The sequence below is a fragment of the Blastococcus mobilis genome (genome assembly GCF_900188025.1).
Classification (GTDB): Bacteria; Actinomycetota; Actinomycetes; order Mycobacteriales; family Geodermatophilaceae; genus Blastococcus_B; species Blastococcus_B mobilis.
The window spans coordinates 155,012-174,899 of record NZ_FZNO01000007.1 but is presented as its reverse complement, the minus strand read 5'-3'; the positions used below and the strand labels follow the sequence as shown (position 1 = coordinate 174,899).

Here is a 19,888-nt window from a genome sequence, read left to right as displayed (position 1 = left end):
TGGCGTCAGCCGGCCCGCGCGACCAGAGCGCTGATGCGGTCGGTGATCTCCGGCCACACCGCGCGCGGCAGGTCGTGCCCCATGCCGTCGACGACGAGCAGCTCGGCGCCGGGGATCGCGGCCGCGGTGGCGCGGCCGCCGCTGACGTCGACCAGCGTGTCGTGCGAGCCGTGGATCACGAGGGTGGGCACCGAGATCTTCGCGAGGTCGGGTGTGCGGTCGTGCGTGGTGAGGATGGCCGCCAGCTGCCGCGCGACCCCGGCCGGGTCGTGTGCGCGGTCGAACGCGAGCCCCGCGCGGTCGCGGAGCGCGGCCTCGTCGAACTCGAAGCCGGGCGAACCGATGACCCGGTAGGTGTTGATCACCCGCTGGATCGCGCCCTCGCGGTCGGTGGCAGCCGGTGCGAGCAAGACCGGGAGGGCGACCTCGGCGGGTGCGCCGACACCGGCTTCCCCGGTCGTCGACATGATCGAGGTGAGGCTGCGCACGCGTTCGGGAGCCTGCACCGCGACCAGCTGGGCGATCATGCCGCCCATCGACGCACCCACCAGGTGCACGCTGTCCAGGCCGAGGGCGTCGAGCAGGCCGATCGTGTCGTCGGCCAGGTCGGTGAGCCCGTAGGCGGCCGTCGACACGTCGCCCCCGAACATCGCCATGATGTCGGGCGCTCCGGCGGCGTGCAGGTGCGTCGACAGCCCGATGTCCCGGTTGTCGAACCGGACGACGAAATGGCCGCGGTCGGCCAGACCGGCGCAGAAGTCGTCCGGCCAGCCGATCATCTGCGTCGCCAGGCCCATGACCAGCAGCACCGGCGGATCGCCCGCGTCGCCGAAGGTCTCGTAGGCGATCTCGAGGTCGCCCACCTGGGCCCGCTGGATTCCGCTGCTCTGCATGAGGCGGGACGCTAGTGCGGGCTCGGGCGTACCGCATGTGGTCGCCGGGCCGCGTCGGCGTGGATCGGATGAGTGCCCCCGGCAGGATTCGAACCTGCGCCCCTGCCTCCGGAGGGCAGTGCTCTATCCCCTGAGCTACGGGGGCTCGTCCGTTCGTGCGGAGAGAACGCTATCAGCCGCCCGACGGGGGCCGGACGCAGGCCCTCACGGCGCCGGGAGCGGGGTGCCGCCGCGCGCCGCGAGCATGTCGGTCATGGTCCCGGTCTCGGCCGTCTGGGTTTGCGCCATCGTGTCGGCGAGCTCCCGGACGGCCCGCTCCTGCGCGTGTTCGGCGGCGTACTCCGCCATGTCCCTGCCGCCCTGGTGGTGCCGGATCATCAGCCGCAGGAACTCGACGTCGAACGCGGTCCCCGACAGCTGCCGCAGGTTCGCCAGCTCCTCCTCCGTCGCCATGCCGGGCATCAGGGCACCGTCCGAGGGCATGTCGTGGCCGGCGTGCGAACCGGAGTCGGACATCCACGCCATGGTGTCCCCGCCGGTCGTCGGCAGCCCCCACAGCGCCAGCCAGCCCTGCATCCGGCCGGCCTGGTTGGTCTGCGCGGCGGAGATGTCGAACGCCAGCTGGCGGATCTCGGGGTCCTGGCTGCGCTCGGCCACGAGGTTGGCCATCTCCACGCCCTGCAGGTGGTGGCGCGCCATGTCCCGGGAGAACCCGGCGTCGACCGAGTCCACCGTCGGGTCGGCCGTCCGCCCGATGCCCAGCGCGACGGCCAGGCCGCCGCCGAGGAGCACCAGGCCGACCGCGATCACGGCCAGGAGGACGGTCCGCAGCGGGCTGCGGCGAGCGGCTCCGGGGACGGTCACGTCGTCCTCCACCTCGGCTGTCTGCGGGACCACGGGTGCGGTCATCAGGGGGCGCTGGTCTCCGTCGGGTCGGCCGAGGGCGTCGGCGCGGTGGGCATGTCGCTCGGGCCGATCGGGGTGCTGCTGTCGGCCTCGGTGAGCGGGTCGGCCGCGAACGCCGGGTTCTCGCAGCTGGCGCCGGGCTCCGGGAACTCGCCGGCGCGGAAGGTGAGGAAGTCGGCGAACTGCTCGATGCGGATGTCGTCGGCCGAGTCGACCTTCAACTGGTGGTTCCACGACTGGAGGCTGATGGGGGAGTCGAGGCCGGCGTACGGGGAGAGCATCCGGCCGTTCTCGCCCTCGACCAGGTCGGCCAGCTTCGCGATGTCGCCGTCGGACACCCGGTCGGGGTTGTAGGTGATCCAGACGGCGCCGTGCTCGAGGCCGTGGACCGCGTTCTCGTGCCGGATGTCGACGTCGTAGACGGTGCCGGTGCAGTCCGCCCAGTTGCCGTCGTGGGGACCGCCCACCGGCGGCGACTCGGTGTAGTCGACCTCGGTCGTCACGTGCTCCTGGCCGGCCGCGTAGTCGAAGGTCTGGACGCCGTCGATCTCGTCGATCGACTGGACCTCGTCCTCCTTGGACCTGTTCACCTGGATCACCGCGTAGGTGATGACGGCGGCGGCGAACACGACCACGGCCACCGCCGCGGCGATCAGGCCCCAGGGCCGCTGCGGGGCGACGACGTTGGCCGCGGGCCGGGTGCGCCCGCCCTTGCCGGCCGGCGCCCGCTTGCCGGCAGGCCTGCCGTTGCCGGTCGCGGGCTTGCGGTCCTTGGCCAAGGCCTCTCCTCGATGCTGGGTTCCTGGGGTACGGCTGCCGGACACGGGCAGCCCGTCGCCGTGCGAGTCTAGGTCGGCTCCCTGTGCGACCCCTGGGAGCGTGTGGTGGCTGGGACGAGGCGGGCCGGCGAGGCGCGTGCAGCCGGTCAGTACGCTCGTCCGGTGACACCTGAGCAGCTGCGTGACGTCGTCCGGACCGTCGTGGCCGCGGCCGTCGACCGTGGCGCGCTCGCGGTCGAGGTACCCGACGAGGTCGTCGTCGAGCGGCCCAAGAACCGGGCGCACGGCGACTACGCCACCAACGTCGCCCTGCGGCTGGCCAAGGCCGCCGGCCGGCCGCCCCGTGAGGTCGCCGGGCTGCTCGCGACCGACCTCGCCGCGCAGCCGGGCATCGCCGCCGTCGACGTCGCGGGTCCCGGCTTCCTCAACCTCACCCTCGCCGAGGGCGCGCTCGGGCGGATCGCCGTCCAGGCGGTGACGGCCGGGGCCGCGTACGGGCGGACCGACGTCCTGGCCGGACAGCGGCTCAACCTCGAGTTCGTCTCCGCCAACCCCACCGGGCCGGTCACCCTGGGCTCCACCCGGTGGGCAGCGGTGGGGGACGCCCTCGCCCGGCTGCTGGAGGCCAGCGGCGCCAGCGTCAGCCGGGAGTACTACGTCAACGACGCCGGCGCGCAGATCGAGCGGTTCGGGCGGAGCCTGCAGGCCGTCGCGCTGGGTCGGCCCGTGCCCGAGGACGGTTACCAGGGCGACTACGTCGAGACGGTCGGCCGGCAGGTGGTCGACGCCGTTCCGGGTCTGCTGGACCTGCCGGAGGACGAGCAGGTGCGAATCTTCGCCGAGCGCGGCGTCGAGGCCATGGTCGCGGACATCCGCGCCACCCTCGACGGCTTCGGCGTCCACTTCGACACGTTCTTCTCCGAGAAGACGCTGCACGAGTCCGGCGCGCTGGAGAAGGCGGTAGCCCAGCTGCGGGAGCAGGGGCACGTCTTCGAGGCCGACGGTGCGGTCTGGTTGCGGACGACGGACTTCGGTGACGACAAGGACCGTGTGCTGGTCAAGGCCGACGGCGAGCCCACCTACTTCGCCGCCGACTGCGCCTACTACCTCGACAAGCGGGCCCGTGGCTTCGACCGGGTCGTGATCATGCTGGGCGCCGACCACTCCGGCTACGTCGGCCGGTACAAGGCGCTGGTCGCCGCGGCCGGTGACGACCCGGCGACGCACCTGGAGATCCTCATCGGACAGCTGGTCAACCTGGTGCGCGACGGCGAACCGGTCCGGATGAGCAAGCGCAAGGGCAACTTCGTGCTGCTCACCGACCTCGTGGACGCCGTCGGCACCGACGCGGCCCGCTATGCCCTCGCCCGGGCCTCGGTCGACCAGCAGATCGACATCGACGCGGACCTCTGGAGCCGGCGGACCAACGACAACCCGGTCTTCTACGTCCAGTACGCGCACGCCCGGATCTCCTCGGTGCTGCGCAACGCCGCCGACCTCGGGCTCGCCCTCGGGGAGGCCGGTGACGTCGACGTCGCCCAGCTCGCGCACGAGCGGGAGAGCGACCTGCTGCGGGCGATCGGCGAGTTCCCGCGGGTGCTCACCGCCGCGGCCGAGCTGCGGGCGCCGCACCGGGTGGCCCGCTACCTCGAGGAGCTGGCCGGCACCTACCACCGCTTCTACGACTCCTGCCGGGTCCTGCCGCGCGGGGACGAGGAGGCGACCGCGCTGACCACCGCCCGGTTGTGGCTCTGCGCGGCGACCGCGACGGTGCTCCGCAACGGCCTCGACGTCCTGGGTGTGTCCGCCCCGGAGCGGATGTGAGGGCGCGACCGGCGGGGCTGCCGGGCAGGAACCGTCGGATCGACGTCCTGGAGTTGCTGTGAGAGCGCACCCGGCCGGCCCTCTCCACGGGAACATCCAGCAGCCGAGCGCCGCGGGTGCGCCGCCGAGCGACCTCGGTGCGCTGGACCCGCACGTCTGGCCGCGTTCTGCCGAGCGGATCGACGGGGAGCTGCACCTGGGCGGGCTGCCGGTCACCGACCTGGCCCGCACGCACGGCACCCCGCTGTTCGTGCTGGACGAGGACGACTTCCGCGGCCGGGCCGCGGATTTCGCGAGCGCCTTCACCGACGCCGACGTGCACTACGCCTCGAAGGCGTTCCTCTGCGGCCAGGTGGCGCGCTGGATCGCCGACGACGGCCTGCACCTGGACGCCTGCAGCGGCAACGAGCTCTCCCTCGCCCTGGCCGCCGGCTTCCCGGCCGGGCGGATCGCGCTGCACGGCAACAACAAGTCGCTGGTGGAGCTGCAGCTGGCCGTCGACGCGGGCATCGCGCACGTCGTCGTCGACTCCTTCGACGAGATCGACCGGCTGGTGCCGCTCGCCGCCGCCCGCGTCGCCGCCGGTGGCACGCCGGTCCCGCTGCTCATCCGCGCCACCGTCGGCATCGAGGCGCACACCCACGAGTTCATCGCCACCGCCCACGAGGACCAGAAGTTCGGCTTCTCCCTCGCGACGGGCGACGCCCTGACCGCCGCGGTCCGGGTGATCCGGGAGCCGGCGCTGCACCTGGCCGGGCTGCACAGTCACATCGGTTCCCAGATCTTCGACACCGCCGGCTTCGAGGCCGCGGCACACCGGGTGGTCGGGCTGCTGGGTCAGGTGCACCAGGCCACCGGGGAGGTGCTCGACGAGCTCAACCTGGGCGGCGGTTTCGGCATCGCCTACCTCGCCGAGGACGACCCGGTCAGCCCCCGGGACGTCGCCGGGAAGCTGCGCACCGTCATCGCCGCCGAGTGCGCCCAGCTCGGCCTGCCGGTGCCCCGGCTGGCCGTCGAGCCCGGTCGCGCGATCGCCGGCCCCGGCACGGTGACCCTGTACGAGATCGGCACCATCAAGCCGGTCCGCCTGGGCGCCAGCGGCGCGCCCGGCACGCCGCTCGTGCGCAACTACGTGTCCGTGGACGGCGGGATGAGCGACAACATCCGCACCGCCCTCTACGACGCGAACTACACCTGCGTCCTGGCCAACCGGATCTCCGACGCTCCTCCGGCGCTGTGCCGGGTGGTGGGCAAGCACTGCGAGAGCGGCGACATCCTCGTCCGCGATCTCTGGCTGCCCTCGGACGTGCAGCCGGGGGATCTCCTCGCGGTCGCCGCCACCGGGGCCTACTGCTGGTCGATGGCCAGCAACTACAACTACCTGCTCAAGCCGCCGGTGGTCGCCGTGCGGGGCGGTTCGGCCGCCGAGATCATCCGGCGGCAGACACTGTCGGACGTGTTCGCGCTCGACGCCGTCCTGGCCGGCGAGGCGGCTCCGTCACCGGCGCCGTCCCAGCCGGCACCCGAGCACCCGGTCGGAGCGCAGAGGTGAACGAGCTGGCGAATTCCCCCGAGTACAGAGCACTGCCGGGCACGAGGCCGACGAGCCCCGGCGAGGAGGACTCGTGACCAAGCCCCTGAAGGTGGCCCTGCTCGGCTGCGGGACCGTCGGCAGCGCCGTCCTGCGGTTGATCTCGGAGCAGGCCGACGACCTCACCGCCCGCGTCGGCCGGCCGGTCGAGGTGGCCGGTATCGCGGTGCGGCGGCCGGCCCACCACCCCGACGTCCCGCAGCACCTGCTCACCACGGACGCGGAGGCGCTGGTCGCCCGCGACGACGTCGACCTCGTCGTCGAGGTGATCGGCGGGATCGAGCCGGCCCGGACGCTGATCCTCGCCGCGCTCGAGGCCGGCAAGTCCGTCGTCAGCGCCAACAAGGCGCTGCTGGCCGACGACGGCCCGCTGCTGCACGCCGCCGCCGCGAAGGCCGGCGTCGACCTCTACTACGAGGCCGCGGTGGCCGGCGCCATTCCGCTGTTGCGTCCCCTCCGCGAGTCGCTGGCCGGCGACCAGTTGCGCCGGGTCGTCGGCATCGTGAACGGCACGACCAACTACATCCTCTCGCGGATGGCCGAGACCGGTGCGGGGTTCGCCGAGGCGCTGGCCGAGGCCACCGACCTGGGGTACGCCGAGGCGGACCCGACGGCCGACATCGACGGGTTCGACGCGGCGGCCAAGGCGGCGATCCTCGCCTCGCTCGCGTTCCACACGCCGGTGTCGGCCATCGACGTCTACCGCGAGGGCATCTCCGCGGTCTCCGCCAGCGACGTCGCACGCGCCGCGGAGATCGGCTGCACGGTCAAGCTGCTGGCCATCTGCGAGCGGGTGGAGAACGGGAACGAGGACGGCGACTCGGTGGCCGTCCGGGTGCACCCCGCGATGATCCCGACGACGCACCCGCTGGCGTCGGTCGGAGGCGCGTTCAACGCGGTGTACGTCGAGGCCGAGGCCGCCGGGCAGCTGATGTTCTACGGCCAGGGTGCCGGGGGAGAGCCTACCGCCAGCGCCGTCCTCGGCGACCTCGTCGCCGTCGCGCGCAACCGGCTGGCCGGGGCCTCCGGTCAGGGGCCCACCGGCTACGCCAACCTGGCCGTCCGGCCGATCGCCGACACCCCGACCCGCTACCACGTGAGCCTGGACGTGGCTGACCGGCCCGGTGTCCTGGCGACGGTCGCGCACGAGTTCGCGCGGCACGAGGTCAGCATCGCCACCGTTCGCCAGGACGGGCACGGCGACGCCGCCACCCTCGTCATCGTCACCCACAGCGCCCCCGACGCCGCGCTCTCTGCCACCATCGCCGCGCTGCGGGACATGCCCGTCGTCCGGGGCGTCACGAGCGTGCTGCGAGTGGAGGGGTTGTCATGACGGTAGGCGTGCGGGGAGTGATCTCCCCGGGATGGCCCGGGCTGATCGAGGCCTATCGGTCGCGGTTGCCGGTCAGCGACGACACCCCGGTGGTGACCCTGCACGAGGGCGCGACCCCGCTGCTGCCCGCCCCGGAGCTCTCCCGTCGCACCGGGTGCGAGGTCTTCCTCAAGGTCGAGGGCGCCAACCCCACCGGTTCCTTCAAGGACCGCGGCATGACGATGGCGATCACCAAGGCCGTCGAGGAGGGCTCGAAGGCGGTCATCTGCGCCTCGACGGGCAACACCAGTGCGAGCGCCGCGGCCTACGCCGCCCGTGCCGGGATCACCTGCGCCGTGCTGGTCCCGCAGGGGAAGATCGCCATGGGGAAGCTCGCGCAGGCGCTGGTGCACGGCGCGAAGCTCCTGCAGGTCGAGGGCAACTTCGACGACTGCCTGACGCTGGCCAGCAAGCTCGCGATCGACTACCCGGTGAGCCTGGTCAACAGCGTCAACCAGTACCGCATCGAGGGTCAGAAGACGGCGTCGTTCGAGATCGTCGACGTCCTCGGGGACGCCCCGGACATCCACTGCCTGCCCGTCGGCAACGCCGGGAACATCACCGCCTACTGGCAGGGCTACCGCGAGTACGCCGCCGACGGCACCGCCGCCCGCACGCCACGCATGTGGGGGTTCCAGGCCGCCGGGGCAGCGCCGATCGTCACCGGCCAGGTCGTGGAGAACCCCAGCACGATCGCGACCGCCATCCGCATCGGAAACCCGGCATCCTGGACCAAGGCCCTGGCTGCCCGCGACGAGTCCGGCGGGCGCATCGACGCCGTCACCGACCGGGCGATCCTGTCCGCCTACCGGCTGCTGGCCCGCAGCGAGGCCGTCTTCGTCGAGCCGGCGTCCGCGGCCTCGGTGGCAGGCCTCCTGCAGGTCGCCGCCGCCGGTGAGCTGGAACCCGGTCAGCGCGTGGTCTGCACCGTCACGGGGAACGGCCTCAAGGACCCGGAATGGGCGATCTCGGGAGCCCCCGCCCCCGTGACGATCCCGGTCGACGCCGGGGCGGCCGCGGCGCAGCTCGGTCTATGACAGGACCACTGGAAGGACCCCGTCCTCCCCACCGCTCGCAAGTTCGCGGCGGCGCCCCGGACGAGGCCACCCGACGCTCGGAGAAGGACCGCCTGCCCACCACCACTCGCAGGCTCGCGGCGGAACCCTGCAGGCAGCCGGCCCCGGACGCGGTCGGCACGGTACGGGTGCGCGTCCCGGCGACGAGCGCTAACCTCGGCCCGGCCTTCGACTGCGCCGGCCTCGCGCTGACCTGCCACGACGTCCTCGACTTCACCGTCACCGGCTCCGGACTGGAGGTGGTGGTCTCCGGTGTCGGTGCCGGCGAGCTGCCGGCGGGCGAGTCCCACCTCGTCGTCCGTGCCTTCCGGGCGGCGTGCGCGGAACTGGACTGGACGCCGCCGGGTCTGCGGTTGGTCGCGGAGAACGGCATCCCGCAGGGGCGGGGGATGGGCTCGTCCGCGGCCGCTGTCGTCGCCGGCGTCGTCGGCGCATGGTCGCTGTGCCCGGACGCCCACCGGATCGACCTCGACGCCGTCCTGCGGCTGGCCACCGAGCTCGAGGGGCACCCGGACAACGTCGCGCCCTGCCTGCTGGGGGGAGCCACCCTGTCGTGGATGGAACCAGGGGGTGCACGCGCGGCCCGGCTGGACGTCGATCCCTCCGTCTCCCCGGTCGTCCTCGTCCCGTCCGGCACCTTGTCCACGCACGTGGCCCGCGGGCTGCTGCCCGACGCCGTTCCGCACGCCGACGCGGCGCACGCGGCAGGACGGGCCGCACTCCTCGTCCACGCGCTCACCCGCGAGCCGGAGCTGCTGCTGGCGGCGACGGAGGACCGGCTGCACCAGCGGCAACGGACCGCGGCGATGCCCGAGTCGCTGGCACTGGTCGACCGGCTGCGCGAGCGAGGGCTGGCCGCGGTGGTCTCGGGCGCCGGGCCGAGCGTCCTCGTCCTCGCCCGGCCGTCCCGCGACGGGAGCGAGCCGACCGATGCCGACCACCTGCGGGCCATCGACGACCTCAGCCCGCCGGACTGGGCGGTCCTTCCCCTGCAGGTCGACCCCGACGGTGCCCGTGTGTTCCATGGGAACGCTCAGGTATCGTCTCGGTAACGAGGAACACGCTGGAACCCACCGGTGTTGTCGAGTCCGTGAGCTGCGTCTAGGCTCACGGCGTAGCCGCCCACTCGGGCGCGCCTCGCGCGGGGCCGAAGCAGACGATCTCTTCGCCGCTGATCCGCCTCGCAATTTTCGTCCCGTTCCCTCGTGCGTTCCCGCCTCCGGGCCGGACCTCCAGGGGCCGGGGGACCCCTGCGCCGGTAGGCGCAGGTCACCGCAGGGAAGGACCTGTACGTGAGTGAAACCACCGACCTCGTCGTGACCGGTACGCAGGATGCTGCCGGCCCGACCGAGGCGACTGCCGCTTCTGGGACGACGGGCAGCCCCCGTCGCCGCGGCACCGGACTGGCCGGGATGCTGCTGCCCGAGCTGCAGCGGCTCGCCGGCGAGCTGGGCATCTCCGGCACCGGTCGGATGCGCAAGGGCGACCTCGTCGCCGCCATCTCCGCTCGCCAGGTCGGCGGCGGGTCCGCTGCGGCGGGCGCCCCGACCAACGACGCCCCGGCTGCTGAAGGCACCCCTGCTCCTGGCGGCTCTCCTGCTGCCGGCGGCGCCCCGGAGGCCCGCGGTATCGCCGCCTCCTCCGCTCCGCTCGAGGCTCCCATCAGCGGCGGCGCGAACGGCGGTCCGCTGACCGGCGCCACCGAGCGCCCGTCACGCCCCGTGCGCTCGCGCCGTGGCGCCAGTCGGCCGGCCGGTTCGCCGGCGGCCGACTCGGCCGCAGCCGGTGAGCGTGCGACCGAGACAGCGCCCGTGACGGACACCGCGTCGTCCGTCACCGACACTGCGTCGCCCTCGACCGACACCGCGTCGCCCTCGACCGACACCGCGTCGTCCGTCACCGACACCGCGCCGCCCTCGACCGACACCGCGCCCGACGAGGGTGAGCAGCGCACCGACGGCGACCGGCCCCAGCGCAACCGCGACCGCGGCCGCAACCGCGCTGACCGTGACGGCAGCTCCCGTGAGGGTGGCAACAACCGTGACGGCGGCGTCCGTGACGGCGGTGCCCGCGAGGGCGCCGGTGCCCGTGACGGCGGGAACAACCGTGACGGCAACCGGGGCCCCGACCGCGGCGACCGCAACGATCGCACTGGGCGGCCGGAGAACCGGAACGACAGCCGCAACGACAGCCGCAACGACGGCCGGAACAACCAGAGCGATGACGACGACGACGACTTCGAGGGTGGCCGCGGCCGTCGCGGGCGTCGCTACCGTGACCGCAACAAGCGCGGCGGCGGACGCGAGCGCTTCGACCAGGGCGAGCCGACCGTCAGCGAGGACGACGTCCTGCTGCCCGTCGCCGGCATCCTCGACGTGCTCGACAACTACGCCTTCGTCCGGACGTCGGGTTACCTGACCGGGCCGAACGACGTCTACGTCTCGCTGTCGCAGGTGCGCCGATACGGTCTGCGTCGCGGTGACGCCATCACCGGTGCTGTCCGGCAGCCCCGCGACGGCGAGCGCAAGGACAAGTACAACGCGCTGGTCCGGCTCGACACCGTCAACGGGCTCGACCCCGAGCAGGCCAAGCGCCGGCCGGAGTTCACCAAGCTGACGCCGCTCTACCCGCAGGAGCGGCTGCGGCTGGAGACCGAGGCGCACGTCCTGACCACCCGGGTCATCGACCTCGTCATGCCGATCGGCAAGGGGCAGCGCGCGCTGATCGTGTCGCCGCCCAAGGCCGGCAAGACGATGGTGCTGCAGTCGCTCGCCAACGCGATCACCACGAACAACCCCGAGTGCCACCTCATGGTCGTCCTCGTCGACGAGCGGCCCGAGGAGGTCACCGACATGCAGCGCTCGGTGAAGGGCGAGGTCATCGCCTCGACCTTCGACCGGCCGCCGTCGGACCACACCACGGTCGCGGAGCTCTCCATCGAGCGGGCCAAGCGCCTGGTCGAGATGGGCCACGACGTGGTCGTCCTGCTGGACTCGATCACCCGCCTGGGCCGCGCCTACAACCTGGCGGCCCCCGCCAGCGGGCGGATCCTCTCCGGTGGTGTCGACTCCACGGCGCTCTACCCGCCCAAGCGCTTCCTCGGCGCGGCCCGCAACATCGAGAACGGCGGCTCGCTCACGATCATCGCCTCGGCGCTGGTCGAGACCGGCTCCACGATGGACACGGTCATCTTCGAGGAGTTCAAGGGCACCGGTAACGCCGAGATCAAGCTCGACCGCCGCCTGGCGGACAAGCGGGTCTTCCCGGCGGTCGACGTGAACGCGTCGGGTACCCGCAAGGAAGAGATCTTGATGAACCCCGACGAGCTGGCCATCGTCATCAAGCTCCGCCGGGTGCTCGCCGCGCTGGAGCCCCAGCAGGCGCTGGAGCTCCTCCTGGACAAGCTGAAGAAGACGCGCAACAACGTCGAGTTCCTGATGCAGATCCAGAAGACGACGCTGGGGCCCGGCAACGAGTAAGGACCCCCTGCCCCCCGCGGCTCGTAAGACGACCCCCCTGCCCCCCACCACTCGCACGCTCGTGGCGGGCCCCTGCAGGGGGGCCGACGGGGGCGGGCGGTGGGCCGGTCTCCCGATCTGGGAGACTGGCCGACCGAGCCCCGCTGCGCGGCCGGAATCTTCGGCCGGCCGCCGGCGTTCCACCCCCCGAACGACCCAGACTTTCGCAGAAGAGGCGATATGAAGCCCGACATCCACCCGGCCTACAACGTCACCACCGTGACCTGCGGCTGCGGCAACACGTTCCAGACCCGCAGCACGTCGCCGACCGGTCAGCTGACGGTCGAGGTCTGCTCGGCGTGCCACCCCTTCTACACCGGCAAGCAGAAGATCCTGGACACCGGTGGCCGCGTCGCCCGCTTCGAGAAGCGGTTCGGCAAGCGCGCCGCCGCCGGTTCCGAGACCGCCGGCAAGTAGCTCCTCCGACGGCGCCCGCGCCCGCCCCTCCGGGGGTGGGGCGGGCGCCGTCGTCATGTCCGCGTCCCGAGAGAGGAGTCCTCCGGTGAGCTCGCCCGACCGGTTGTCCGTCCTGCTCGACGAGCACGCCTCCCTGGAGCGGGAGCTCGCCGACCCCGCGGTGCACGCCGACCAGTCGCGCGCCCGTCGGCTGAGCCGCCGCTACGCCCAGCTGGCACCGCTCGTCGAGACCGCCCGGGCGCTCGACGAGGCCCGTGGCGACCTGGGCACGGCGCGGGAGCTGGCCGGCGAGGACGCCTCCTTCGCCGCCGAGGCCACGGCTCTGGAGTCGCAGATCGAGGAGCTGACCGGCCGGCTGCAGGAGCAGCTGCTGCCCAAGGATCCCGACGACGACAAGGACGTCATCCTCGAGATCAAGGCGGGGGAGGGCGGCGCGGAGTCGGCCCTGTTCGCCGGCGACCTGCTGCGGATGTATCTGCGCTACGCCGAGCGCCGCGGCTGGTCCACCGAGATCCTCGACGCCGTGGACGCCGAGCTCGGGGGGTACAAGGACGTCGCCGTCGCGATCAAGTCGCGGACGGACGAGGGGATCTGGGCGCGGCTGAAGTTCGAGGGCGGGGTGCACCGCGTGCAGCGCGTCCCGGTCACCGAGAGCCAGGGCCGCATCCACACGTCCGCGGCGGGCGTGCTCGTGCTGCCGGAGGCCGAGGAGGTCGACGTCACCGTCGACCCGAACGACCTGCGCATCGACGTCTTCCGCTCCTCCGGGCCCGGCGGGCAGAGCGTCAACACGACCGACTCCGCGGTCCGCATCACCCACCTGCCCAGCGGGATCGTGGTCAGCTCGCAGAACGAGAAGAGCCAGCTGCAGAACCGGGAGTCGGCGCTGCGGGTGCTGCGTTCCCGGCTGCTGGCCGCCGCCCGGGAGGAGGCTGCTGCCGCGGCGAGTGACCAGCGGCGCAGCCAGGTGCGGACGATGGACCGCAGCGAGCGGGTGCGGACGTACAACTTCCCCGAGAACCGCATCGCCGACCACCGGGTCGGCTACAAGGCGCACAACCTGGACCAGGTGATCGACGGCGATCTCGACGCGGTCATCGACGCGCTCACCGCGGCGCACACCGCCGAGCTGCTGGCGGCCGGCTCCTGAACGTCCGGTCCCTGCTCACCGACGCCGCGAATCGACTCGCGGACGCCGGGGTCGAGTCACCCCGGGTGGACGCCGAGCTGCTGCTGGCGACGGTCCTCGGGGTGTCCCGCGGTCGCCTGCTGACGCTGATCGACGTGCCGGACGACGTCTCCGTCCGGTTCGCCACCCTGCTGGATCAGCGCGCCGACCGGGTACCCCTGCAGCACCTCACCGGGCGCGCCCCCTTCCGTTTCCTGGAGCTCGCCGTCGGGCCCGGGGTCTTCGTGCCCCGCCCGGAGACCGAGCAGCTGACCGGCTGGGCGCTCGAGCGGCTGGCCGGTCTGGACGGGCCGATCGTCGTCGACCTGGGCAGTGGTTCGGGCGCCATCGCGCTGTCGATCGCGCACGAGCACCCGGGCGCGCGGGTCACGGCCGTCGAGCGCGATCGCGGCGCGATCGAGTGGACCCGGCACAACGCGCTGTCCCGGGTGGCCGCGGGTGACACGCCCGTCGGGGTCGTGGAGGGCGACATGACCGACCCGGCGCTGCTCTCGGAGCTCGACGGCCGGGTCACGGTCGTCGTGTCCAATCCGCCCTACGTACCGGACGACGCCGTGCTGCCGCGCGAGGTGGCCGACCACGACCCGCCGCTCGCACTCTGGGGCGGACCGGACGGGCTCGACGTCGTCCGCGGGATGCTGACCGTCGCCGCGCGGCTGCTGCATCCCGGCGGGTGGCTCGGCATCGAGCACGCCGACCAGCAGGGCGGCTCCCTCCCGGCGCTCGTCCGCGCGCACGGCGCATTCGCGGATGTCGAGGACCATCCCGACCTCGCCGGCCGGCCGCGTTTCACGACCGCCCGCCGACGCCCGGCGACGGGATAGCGTGCGCCGATCGGCCGGCGCTGCTGGCCCGGCGCCTGACCGGCAGCGATCGGCGGGGCGCGCGGACCTGACCGACGAGTGCGCCCGGGCACCGCTCGGCGTAGGTGCCTCGGGGCGCGCCGGCGTCCGGGTGACAGACTCGCCGTCCGTGGCGACACCATCGACCCCGACGACCTACGACTGCTCCGACCCCGCCGCGCGCGCCGCCGGCCTCGACGCCGCGACCGCTGCCATCGCGCGCGGCGAGCTGGTGCTGCTGCCCACCGACACCGTCTACGGCGTGGCGGCCGACGCCTTCACGCCCGCAGCCGTCACCGGGCTGCTGGCCGCCAAGAACCGCGGCCGCACCATGCCCGTCCCGGTGCTGATCGGTGAGGCGTCCACCCTGGCGGGGCTGGTGGTGAACCTGCCGCCGGTCGCCCACGAGCTCGCGCAGGCGTTCTGGCCCGGCGGTCTGACCCTGGTGCTCGAGCACGCGCCGTCCCTGGCCTGGGACCTCGGCGACGCCGAGGGCACGGTGGCCGTCCGGCTGCCCGACGACGAGGTCGCACGGGACCTGCTCCGGCGGACCGGGCCGCTCGCCGTCTCCAGCGCCAACCGCTCCGGCCGGCCCGCTGCCACCACGGCGCAGGAGGCGGAGGAGCAGCTCGGCGCGCACGCCGCCGTCGTCCTCGACGGCGGATCGCGCGACGCTTCGGCGGCGAGCACCATCGTCGACTGCACCGGGCCGGTTCCGCGGGTCCTGCGAGTGGGCGCGATCCCCGTCGACCGCCTGCGCGAGATCGCTCCCGACCTGACCGATTGACAGACCGGCCACGGAGGGTCGCGCCGAGTGGGGCCCGGAGAGCTCCGCACAGGCGCGACGCAGCGGCTCAGCGCAACGGACGCGGCACGTGGTCGCGGTGCAGCCCGGAAGGGCTGCAGTGTCATAGTGGGGCGACCGCCGCCCCGAGCCATCTGGAGCGCCCCCGAGATGAGCACCCCCTACTGGGGCCCGGACTTCGACGCCCTGGCCGCCTTCGACCCGGACATCGCCGGAGTCGTCGTCGACGAGCTGGATCGCCTCCGCGGGGGCCTGCAGCTGATCGCGAGCGAGAACTTCACCAGCCCTGCGGTGCTCGCGGCGCTGGGCAGCACCCTGTCGAACAAGTACGCCGAGGGCTATCCGGGACGCCGCTACTACGGCGGGTGCGAGGTCGTGGACCGGGCCGAGGAGATCGGCATCGCCCGGGGCAAGGAGCTCTTCGGCGCCGAGCACGTGAACCTGCAGCCGCACTCCGGCGCCAGCGCGAACCTGGCGGCCTACGGCGCGTTCCTGAAGCCCGGCGACACCCTGCTGGGGATGGCGCTCCCGCACGGCGGTCACCTGACCCACGGCACCAAGGTGTCCTTCTCCGGCAAGTGGTTCGACGCGGTGCAGTACGGAGTCCGGCCGGACACCGAGCACATCGACTACGACCAGGTCCGGGACCTCGCCCGCGAGCACCGGCCGAAGCTGATCGTCTGCGGCGGCTCGGCGATCCCGCGGCTGATCGACTTCGCCGCCTTCCGGGAGATCGCCGACGAGGTCGGCGCGATCCTCATGGTCGACGCGGCCCACTTCATCGGCCTGGTCGCCGGCAAGGCCATCCCGAGCCCGGTGCCCTACGCCGACGTCGTCACCTTCACCACGCACAAGGTGCTCCGCGGCCCGCGCGGCGGCGCGATCGTCTGCAAGGCGGAGCACGCCAAGGCCATCGACAAGGCCGCGTTCCCGATGATGCAGGGCGGCCCGCTGATGCACGCGGTCGCGGCCAAGGCGGTGAACCTCAAGGAGTGCCTGCAGCCCGAGTACCGGACCTACGCCCGCCAGGTGATCGCGAACGCGCAGGCGCTCAGCGACGGCCTGGCGGCGGAGGGGCTGCGGCCCGTCGCCGGTGGGACCGACACCCACCTGGCTCTCCTCGACCTGCAGGCGACCGGCGTGACCGGTGCAGACGCGGAGCAGCGCTGCGACGCCGCCGGCATCGTGCTGAACAAGAACGCCATCCCGTTCGACCCGCAGCCGGCCTCGATCGCCTCGGGCATCCGGGTCGGCAGCCCGGCGGTCACCACCCAGGGCATGGCCGAGGACGACATGAAGGCGATCGCCTCCCTCATCGGGACCGCCCTCCGTGACGCCGACGGCAGCCGTACCGCCGAGGTGGCCGCCGGCGTGCGGGAGCTCGTCGGGGCACATCCGGCGTACCCGGCTCCGCGTTCGTCCTCCCCGCCCCAGTCCGCCGACTGATCCCGTGCGCGAGTACGTCGTCGTCCTCCTCACCGCCGCGCTGGTCACCTTCCTGACCACCCCGGTGGTGCGGATGATCGCCGTCCGCGCGCGGATGATGGCCGCCCCACGGGAGCGGGACGTGCACGTCATCCCGACCCCCCGGGGCGGTGGCGTCGCGATGTACCTCGGCGTGGCGGCGTCCATCCTGGTGGCCACGCGGCTGCCTGCCCTGCAGCGGACGTTCGACGACTCCCAGACCATCGCGGTGCTCGTCGCCGGGGGGCTGATCTGCCTGCTCGGTGTCCTGGACGACCGGTGGGGCCTCGATGCCCTGACGAAACTCACCGGTCAGATCGCCGCCGCCGGGGTGATGGTGCTGCTCGGCGTCCAGCTGGCGTTCCTGTTCCTGCCGTTCGCCGACATCGGCACGATCTCCCTCGGCCCCGACGTCGGCGTGCCGCTCACCATCGTGCTCACCGTCGCCACCGTCAACGCGCTCAACTTCATCGACGGGCTCGACGGGCTGGCTGCGGGTGTCTCGGCGATCGCGGCGCTGGCGTTCTTCGCCTACAGCTACCACCTGGGCGTCGTCGGCTACGACGACGTGGCCAGCGCCCCCGCGCTGATCACCGCCGTGCTGGCGGGCGCCTGCCTCGGGTTCCTGCCGCACAACTTCAGCCCCGCCCGGATCTTCATGGGGGACTCCGGCTCGATGCTGGTCGGGCTCATGCTGTCCGCCGCGGCGGTGACCGCGACCGGGGGAGTGGACCCGCAGTCCTTCGACTCCGCGGCGACCCTGCTCCCGCTCGCCCTGCCCCTGCTGGTGCCGATCGCCATCCTCTTCATCCCGTTCGTCGACCTGCTGATGGCGGTCGTGCGGCGCACGCGCAAGGGCCAGTCCCCGTTCTCGCCGGACAAGATGCACCTGCACCACCGGTTGCTCTCCATCGGCCACTCGCACCGGCGCGCGGTCCTGGTCATGTACTTCTGGGCGGCGTTGCTGTCCTTCGGCGCCGTCGCGCTCTCCATCACCGGTGGTCGGGTGGAGCTGCTCGTCGCCATCGCCGTCCTGCTCGTGGTGGGCGTCGTGGTCGTCCTCAGCCCCCGGGCCCGGCGGGCGGCGCGAGAGGCGCGGGCAGCCGAGCTCGCCGCTCAGCGCGAGCGGAGCCGGGCCGAGCACCCCACCGCCCGTGCGGTGCGGGCGCGGGCGGCGGTACAGGCACCCCGTCGCGGTCCCGACCAGCGGCCCGCAGGTGCGGAGCAGGTGCTGCGATGACGACCTCGGGAAAGCGGCCCCCGCGCAGCGACGCGCCCTGGGACCTCTCCTTCCTGCGCATCGGAATCGTGGCTACTGCCGCGACGGCGGCGGTCGCGGCTCTTGTCACCGGCCTCCTGGCCGGATGGGGCGACGCCGTGGGGGTGCTCGCCGGCGCAGCCGTCGTCACGGCGTTCTTCACCGTTTCCGGCCTGGTCATCGCCTGGGCCGGGCGGATCGACGACACGTTCACCCTGCCGGCCGCTCTCGGCATGTTCTTCGTCAAGGCGGTGATCCTCTTCCCGCTGCTCAACGCACTGCCCGAGGACGGGTGGCTGGACCGGCGGACCTTCGCGTTGACCGTCGTGGTGGGCGCCTTGCTCTGGAGCGGGGTGCAACTGCGCTGGGTCTGGACCCGTCAGCTGTACTACGTGCCGCCTCCGGCGCCGCCCGCGTCCGCGTCCAGCGCGGACCCGGAAAGACCCGCGCCCGGTGGCTGAGATAGTGTCCCGAGCGATGGCCGAGGACAGCCCTGCTCGCGGGGACTCTCGACCTCGACCTGCACGTCCGCCCGGGCAGGGCAGTGGTGCCGAGACCGGCTATGCGGTCATCGGCACGATGATCTCCGGGATGGCCGTGTGGGGCGGGGTCGGGTGGCTGCTCGACCAGTGGTGGGACACGCGAGTGTTCTTCCCGGTCGGCGTCATCCTCGGCATGGCGGTGGCCATCTATCTGGTGGTCGCCCGGTACGGCGCCGTCGCCCCGCCATCAGGGCCACAGCGCAACGGTAGGACCCCGGGCGGACGACGGAGCCGGCCCAGGACGCAGAAGGGACAACGGTGACCTCCAGCGCCCCCGCGCTCGGCGGCGTGCTCGCCGCCGAAGGATCCGGCGACGGCTTCCAGGCCCCTGGCCTCGGTGAGTTCTATCCCGAGGTGATCGCCAGTTTCTCGCTGCTCGGCATCGACTTCGAGATCACCCGGATCACGCTCATCCTCTGGGTGGCGACCCTGGCGATGATCGCCTTCCTCGTGGCCGCGGTCCGCAACCCGCAGATCGTGCCCGGCAGGCTGCAGTTCGTCGGGGAGTCGGGTTACTCGCTGGTCCGCGACGGCATCGCTCGTGACGTCGTCGGGCCCAAGGGTCTGCCGTTTGCGCCCTTCCTCGCCGCGCTTTTCTTCTTCATCCTCGCGAACAACCTGATGGCGATCATCCCGTTCGCCCAGATCTCGCCGATGTCGAAGTTCGCCTTCCCGCTGGTGCTCGCGGCCATCTGCTGGGTGCTCTACATCTGGATCGGCATCCGCGAGCAGGGCGCCGGCAAGTACTTCAAGGACATCCTGTTCCTGCCGGGCGTCCCCAAGCTGATGTACATCCTGGTGACGCCGATCGAGATCCTGCAGAACTTCGTGGTCCGCCCGTTCACCCTGGCGGTCCGGCTCTTCGCCAACATGTTCGCCGGCCACATGCTGCTGGTGGTCTTCTCCCTCGGTGCGGTCTACCTCTTCAGCCGGGACAACTTCTCGATCGTCTTCGGTCCGATCTCAGCGCTGATGGCCATCGTGATGACCTTCTTCGAGCTTCTGGTCATCTTCCTGCAGGCCTACGTCTTCACGGTCCTCATGGGGACCTACCTCAACGGGTCGATCGAGGCCGAGCACTGAGCCGACCCTTCGGACTGCACCACCTGCACCACCCGAACGACCCCGCCAGCCGCCCGGCAGCCGCCGGGCGACGACACAGGAGGAACACCACGCAATGGACGTTCTGGCAGAACTGACCGGCAGCATCGGCTCGGTCGGCTACGGCCTCGCCGCCATCGGCCCTGGTATCGGTGTGGGCATCGTCTGGGCGGCCTACATCCAGGCCACCGCCCGGCAGCCCGAGTCCGCCGGCCTGACCCGTACCTACGCCTTCCTCGGCTTCGCCCTGTCCGAGGCGCTGGCCCTGATCGGCTTCGTCGTTCCCTTCGTCTTCGGCACCTGATCCGTAT

Annotated in this window: 19 protein-coding genes and 1 tRNA gene; 16 read left to right on the top strand and 4 right to left on the bottom strand. The window is 72.6% G+C overall.

Annotated features, from left to right (window positions below; all coding sequences use genetic code 11):
* Positions 1-5: 5 nt before the first annotated feature.
* The 4 genes from CHB94_RS08560 to CHB94_RS08545 form a co-directional block, all read right to left on the bottom strand.
* The gene (locus tag CHB94_RS08560; protein WP_217899228.1) at positions 6-893 is read right to left on the bottom strand and encodes an alpha/beta fold hydrolase; all 888 of its coding nucleotides are present in this window, start codon (positions 891-893) and stop codon (positions 6-8) included.
* Positions 894-966: 73 nt separating this feature from the next.
* Positions 967-1,038 (bottom strand) — tRNA-Arg (locus CHB94_RS08555).
* Between the two features lie 59 nt (positions 1,039-1,097).
* Positions 1,098-1,802, bottom strand: a complete 705-nt coding sequence (locus tag CHB94_RS08550; RefSeq protein ID WP_089336145.1) for a DUF305 domain-containing protein — start codon at positions 1,800-1,802, stop codon at positions 1,098-1,100.
* Positions 1,802-2,578, bottom strand: coding sequence for a thioredoxin-like domain-containing protein (locus CHB94_RS08545; protein ID WP_089336144.1), 777 nt, complete (start codon positions 2,576-2,578; stop codon positions 1,802-1,804). Before CHB94_RS08545 ends, CHB94_RS08550 begins: the two co-directional genes overlap by 1 nt.
* A gap of 162 nt (positions 2,579-2,740) precedes the next feature.
* On the opposite strand from CHB94_RS08545, the gene argS reads away from it, so the two are divergent.
* The 16 genes from argS to atpE all read left to right on the top strand — a co-directional run bounded on the left by argS (position 2,741) and on the right by atpE (position 19,881).
* Positions 2,741-4,402, top strand: coding sequence for an arginine--tRNA ligase (argS, locus tag CHB94_RS08540; RefSeq protein WP_089336143.1), 1,662 nt, complete (start codon positions 2,741-2,743; stop codon positions 4,400-4,402).
* 58 nt (positions 4,403-4,460) lie between these two features.
* Positions 4,461-5,954 (top strand): diaminopimelate decarboxylase, encoded by a 1,494-nt coding sequence (gene lysA / locus CHB94_RS08535; protein ID WP_089336142.1) that lies wholly within the window; start codon positions 4,461-4,463, stop codon positions 5,952-5,954.
* A gap of 73 nt (positions 5,955-6,027) precedes the next feature.
* Positions 6,028-7,326: a homoserine dehydrogenase gene (locus CHB94_RS08530; RefSeq protein WP_089336141.1), complete on the top strand. Its 1,299-nt coding sequence runs from the start codon at positions 6,028-6,030 to the stop codon at positions 7,324-7,326.
* Positions 7,323-8,402 (top strand): threonine synthase, encoded by a 1,080-nt coding sequence (thrC, locus tag CHB94_RS08525; RefSeq protein WP_217899227.1) that lies wholly within the window; start codon positions 7,323-7,325, stop codon positions 8,400-8,402. The genes CHB94_RS08530 and thrC overlap by 4 nt, the downstream gene beginning before the upstream one ends.
* Before the next feature lie 167 nt (positions 8,403-8,569).
* Positions 8,570-9,493 (top strand): homoserine kinase, encoded by a 924-nt coding sequence (thrB, locus tag CHB94_RS08520; RefSeq protein ID WP_254920502.1) that lies wholly within the window; start codon positions 8,570-8,572, stop codon positions 9,491-9,493.
* A 240-nt stretch (positions 9,494-9,733) separates the two neighbouring features.
* Complete coding sequence (gene rho / locus CHB94_RS08515) at positions 9,734-11,920, top strand: transcription termination factor Rho (RefSeq protein ID WP_089336139.1); 2,187 nt, start codon at positions 9,734-9,736, stop codon at positions 11,918-11,920.
* Between the two features lie 219 nt (positions 11,921-12,139).
* Positions 12,140-12,376 carry a 50S ribosomal protein L31 gene (rpmE, locus tag CHB94_RS08510; protein ID WP_089336138.1) on the top strand — a complete coding sequence of 79 codons (237 nt, stop codon included), beginning with the start codon at positions 12,140-12,142 and terminating at the stop codon, positions 12,374-12,376.
* A gap of 85 nt (positions 12,377-12,461) precedes the next feature.
* A complete protein-coding gene (gene prfA / locus CHB94_RS08505) occupies positions 12,462-13,526 on the top strand; it encodes a peptide chain release factor 1 (RefSeq protein ID WP_254920501.1) in 1,065 nt (354 codons plus the stop codon).
* Complete coding sequence (gene prmC / locus CHB94_RS08500) at positions 13,523-14,389, top strand: peptide chain release factor N(5)-glutamine methyltransferase (RefSeq protein ID WP_089336136.1); 867 nt, start codon at positions 13,523-13,525, stop codon at positions 14,387-14,389. Before prfA ends, prmC begins: the two co-directional genes overlap by 4 nt.
* Before the next feature lie 148 nt (positions 14,390-14,537).
* Positions 14,538-15,194, top strand: coding sequence for an L-threonylcarbamoyladenylate synthase (locus CHB94_RS08495; protein ID WP_254920500.1), 657 nt, complete (start codon positions 14,538-14,540; stop codon positions 15,192-15,194).
* Between the two features lie 168 nt (positions 15,195-15,362).
* Positions 15,363-16,658, top strand: a complete 1,296-nt coding sequence (gene glyA, locus CHB94_RS08490) for a serine hydroxymethyltransferase (RefSeq protein WP_089336135.1) — start codon at positions 15,363-15,365, stop codon at positions 16,656-16,658.
* A gap of 4 nt (positions 16,659-16,662) precedes the next feature.
* On the top strand, positions 16,663-17,916 hold the full coding sequence (locus tag CHB94_RS08485) for a glycosyltransferase family 4 protein (protein WP_089336134.1): 1,254 nt from the start codon (positions 16,663-16,665) through the stop codon (positions 17,914-17,916).
* A complete protein-coding gene (locus CHB94_RS08480) occupies positions 17,913-18,395 on the top strand; it encodes a Cg1360 family ATP-synthase-associated protein (protein ID WP_089336133.1) in 483 nt (160 codons plus the stop codon). The genes CHB94_RS08485 and CHB94_RS08480 overlap by 4 nt, the downstream gene beginning before the upstream one ends.
* 16 nt (positions 18,396-18,411) lie before the next feature.
* Positions 18,412-18,738, top strand: a complete 327-nt coding sequence (locus CHB94_RS08475) for an AtpZ/AtpI family protein (RefSeq protein ID WP_089336184.1) — start codon at positions 18,412-18,414, stop codon at positions 18,736-18,738.
* Complete coding sequence (atpB, locus tag CHB94_RS08470) at positions 18,735-19,559, top strand: F0F1 ATP synthase subunit A (RefSeq protein WP_089336132.1); 825 nt, start codon at positions 18,735-18,737, stop codon at positions 19,557-19,559. Before CHB94_RS08475 ends, atpB begins: the two co-directional genes overlap by 4 nt.
* Positions 19,560-19,653: 94 nt before the next feature.
* On the top strand, positions 19,654-19,881 hold the full coding sequence (atpE, locus tag CHB94_RS08465; protein ID WP_014742489.1) for an ATP synthase F0 subunit C: 228 nt from the start codon (positions 19,654-19,656) through the stop codon (positions 19,879-19,881).
* The last annotated feature ends 7 nt before the right edge of the window (positions 19,882-19,888 follow it).

What these genes read in the sequence shown, in the direction of transcription:
- CHB94_RS08560 (WP_217899228.1), bottom strand. Translation starts at nt 893, where the DNA reads ATGCAGAGCAGCGGAATCCAGCGGGCCCAGGTGGGCGACCTCGAGATC.
- CHB94_RS08550 (WP_089336145.1), bottom strand. Translation starts at nt 1,802, where the DNA reads ATGACCGCACCCGTGGTCCCGCAGACAGCCGAGGTGGAGGACGACGTG.
- thrC (WP_217899227.1), top strand. Translation starts at nt 7,323, where the DNA reads ATGACGGTAGGCGTGCGGGGAGTGATCTCCCCGGGATGGCCCGGGCTG.
- rpmE (WP_089336138.1), top strand. Translation starts at nt 12,140, where the DNA reads ATGAAGCCCGACATCCACCCGGCCTACAACGTCACCACCGTGACCTGC.
- glyA (WP_089336135.1), top strand. Translation starts at nt 15,363, where the DNA reads ATGAGCACCCCCTACTGGGGCCCGGACTTCGACGCCCTGGCCGCCTTC.
- CHB94_RS08480 (WP_089336133.1), top strand. Translation starts at nt 17,913, where the DNA reads ATGACGACCTCGGGAAAGCGGCCCCCGCGCAGCGACGCGCCCTGGGAC.
- CHB94_RS08475 (WP_089336184.1), top strand. Translation starts at nt 18,412, where the DNA reads ATGGCCGAGGACAGCCCTGCTCGCGGGGACTCTCGACCTCGACCTGCA.
- atpE (WP_014742489.1), top strand. Translation starts at nt 19,654, where the DNA reads ATGGACGTTCTGGCAGAACTGACCGGCAGCATCGGCTCGGTCGGCTAC.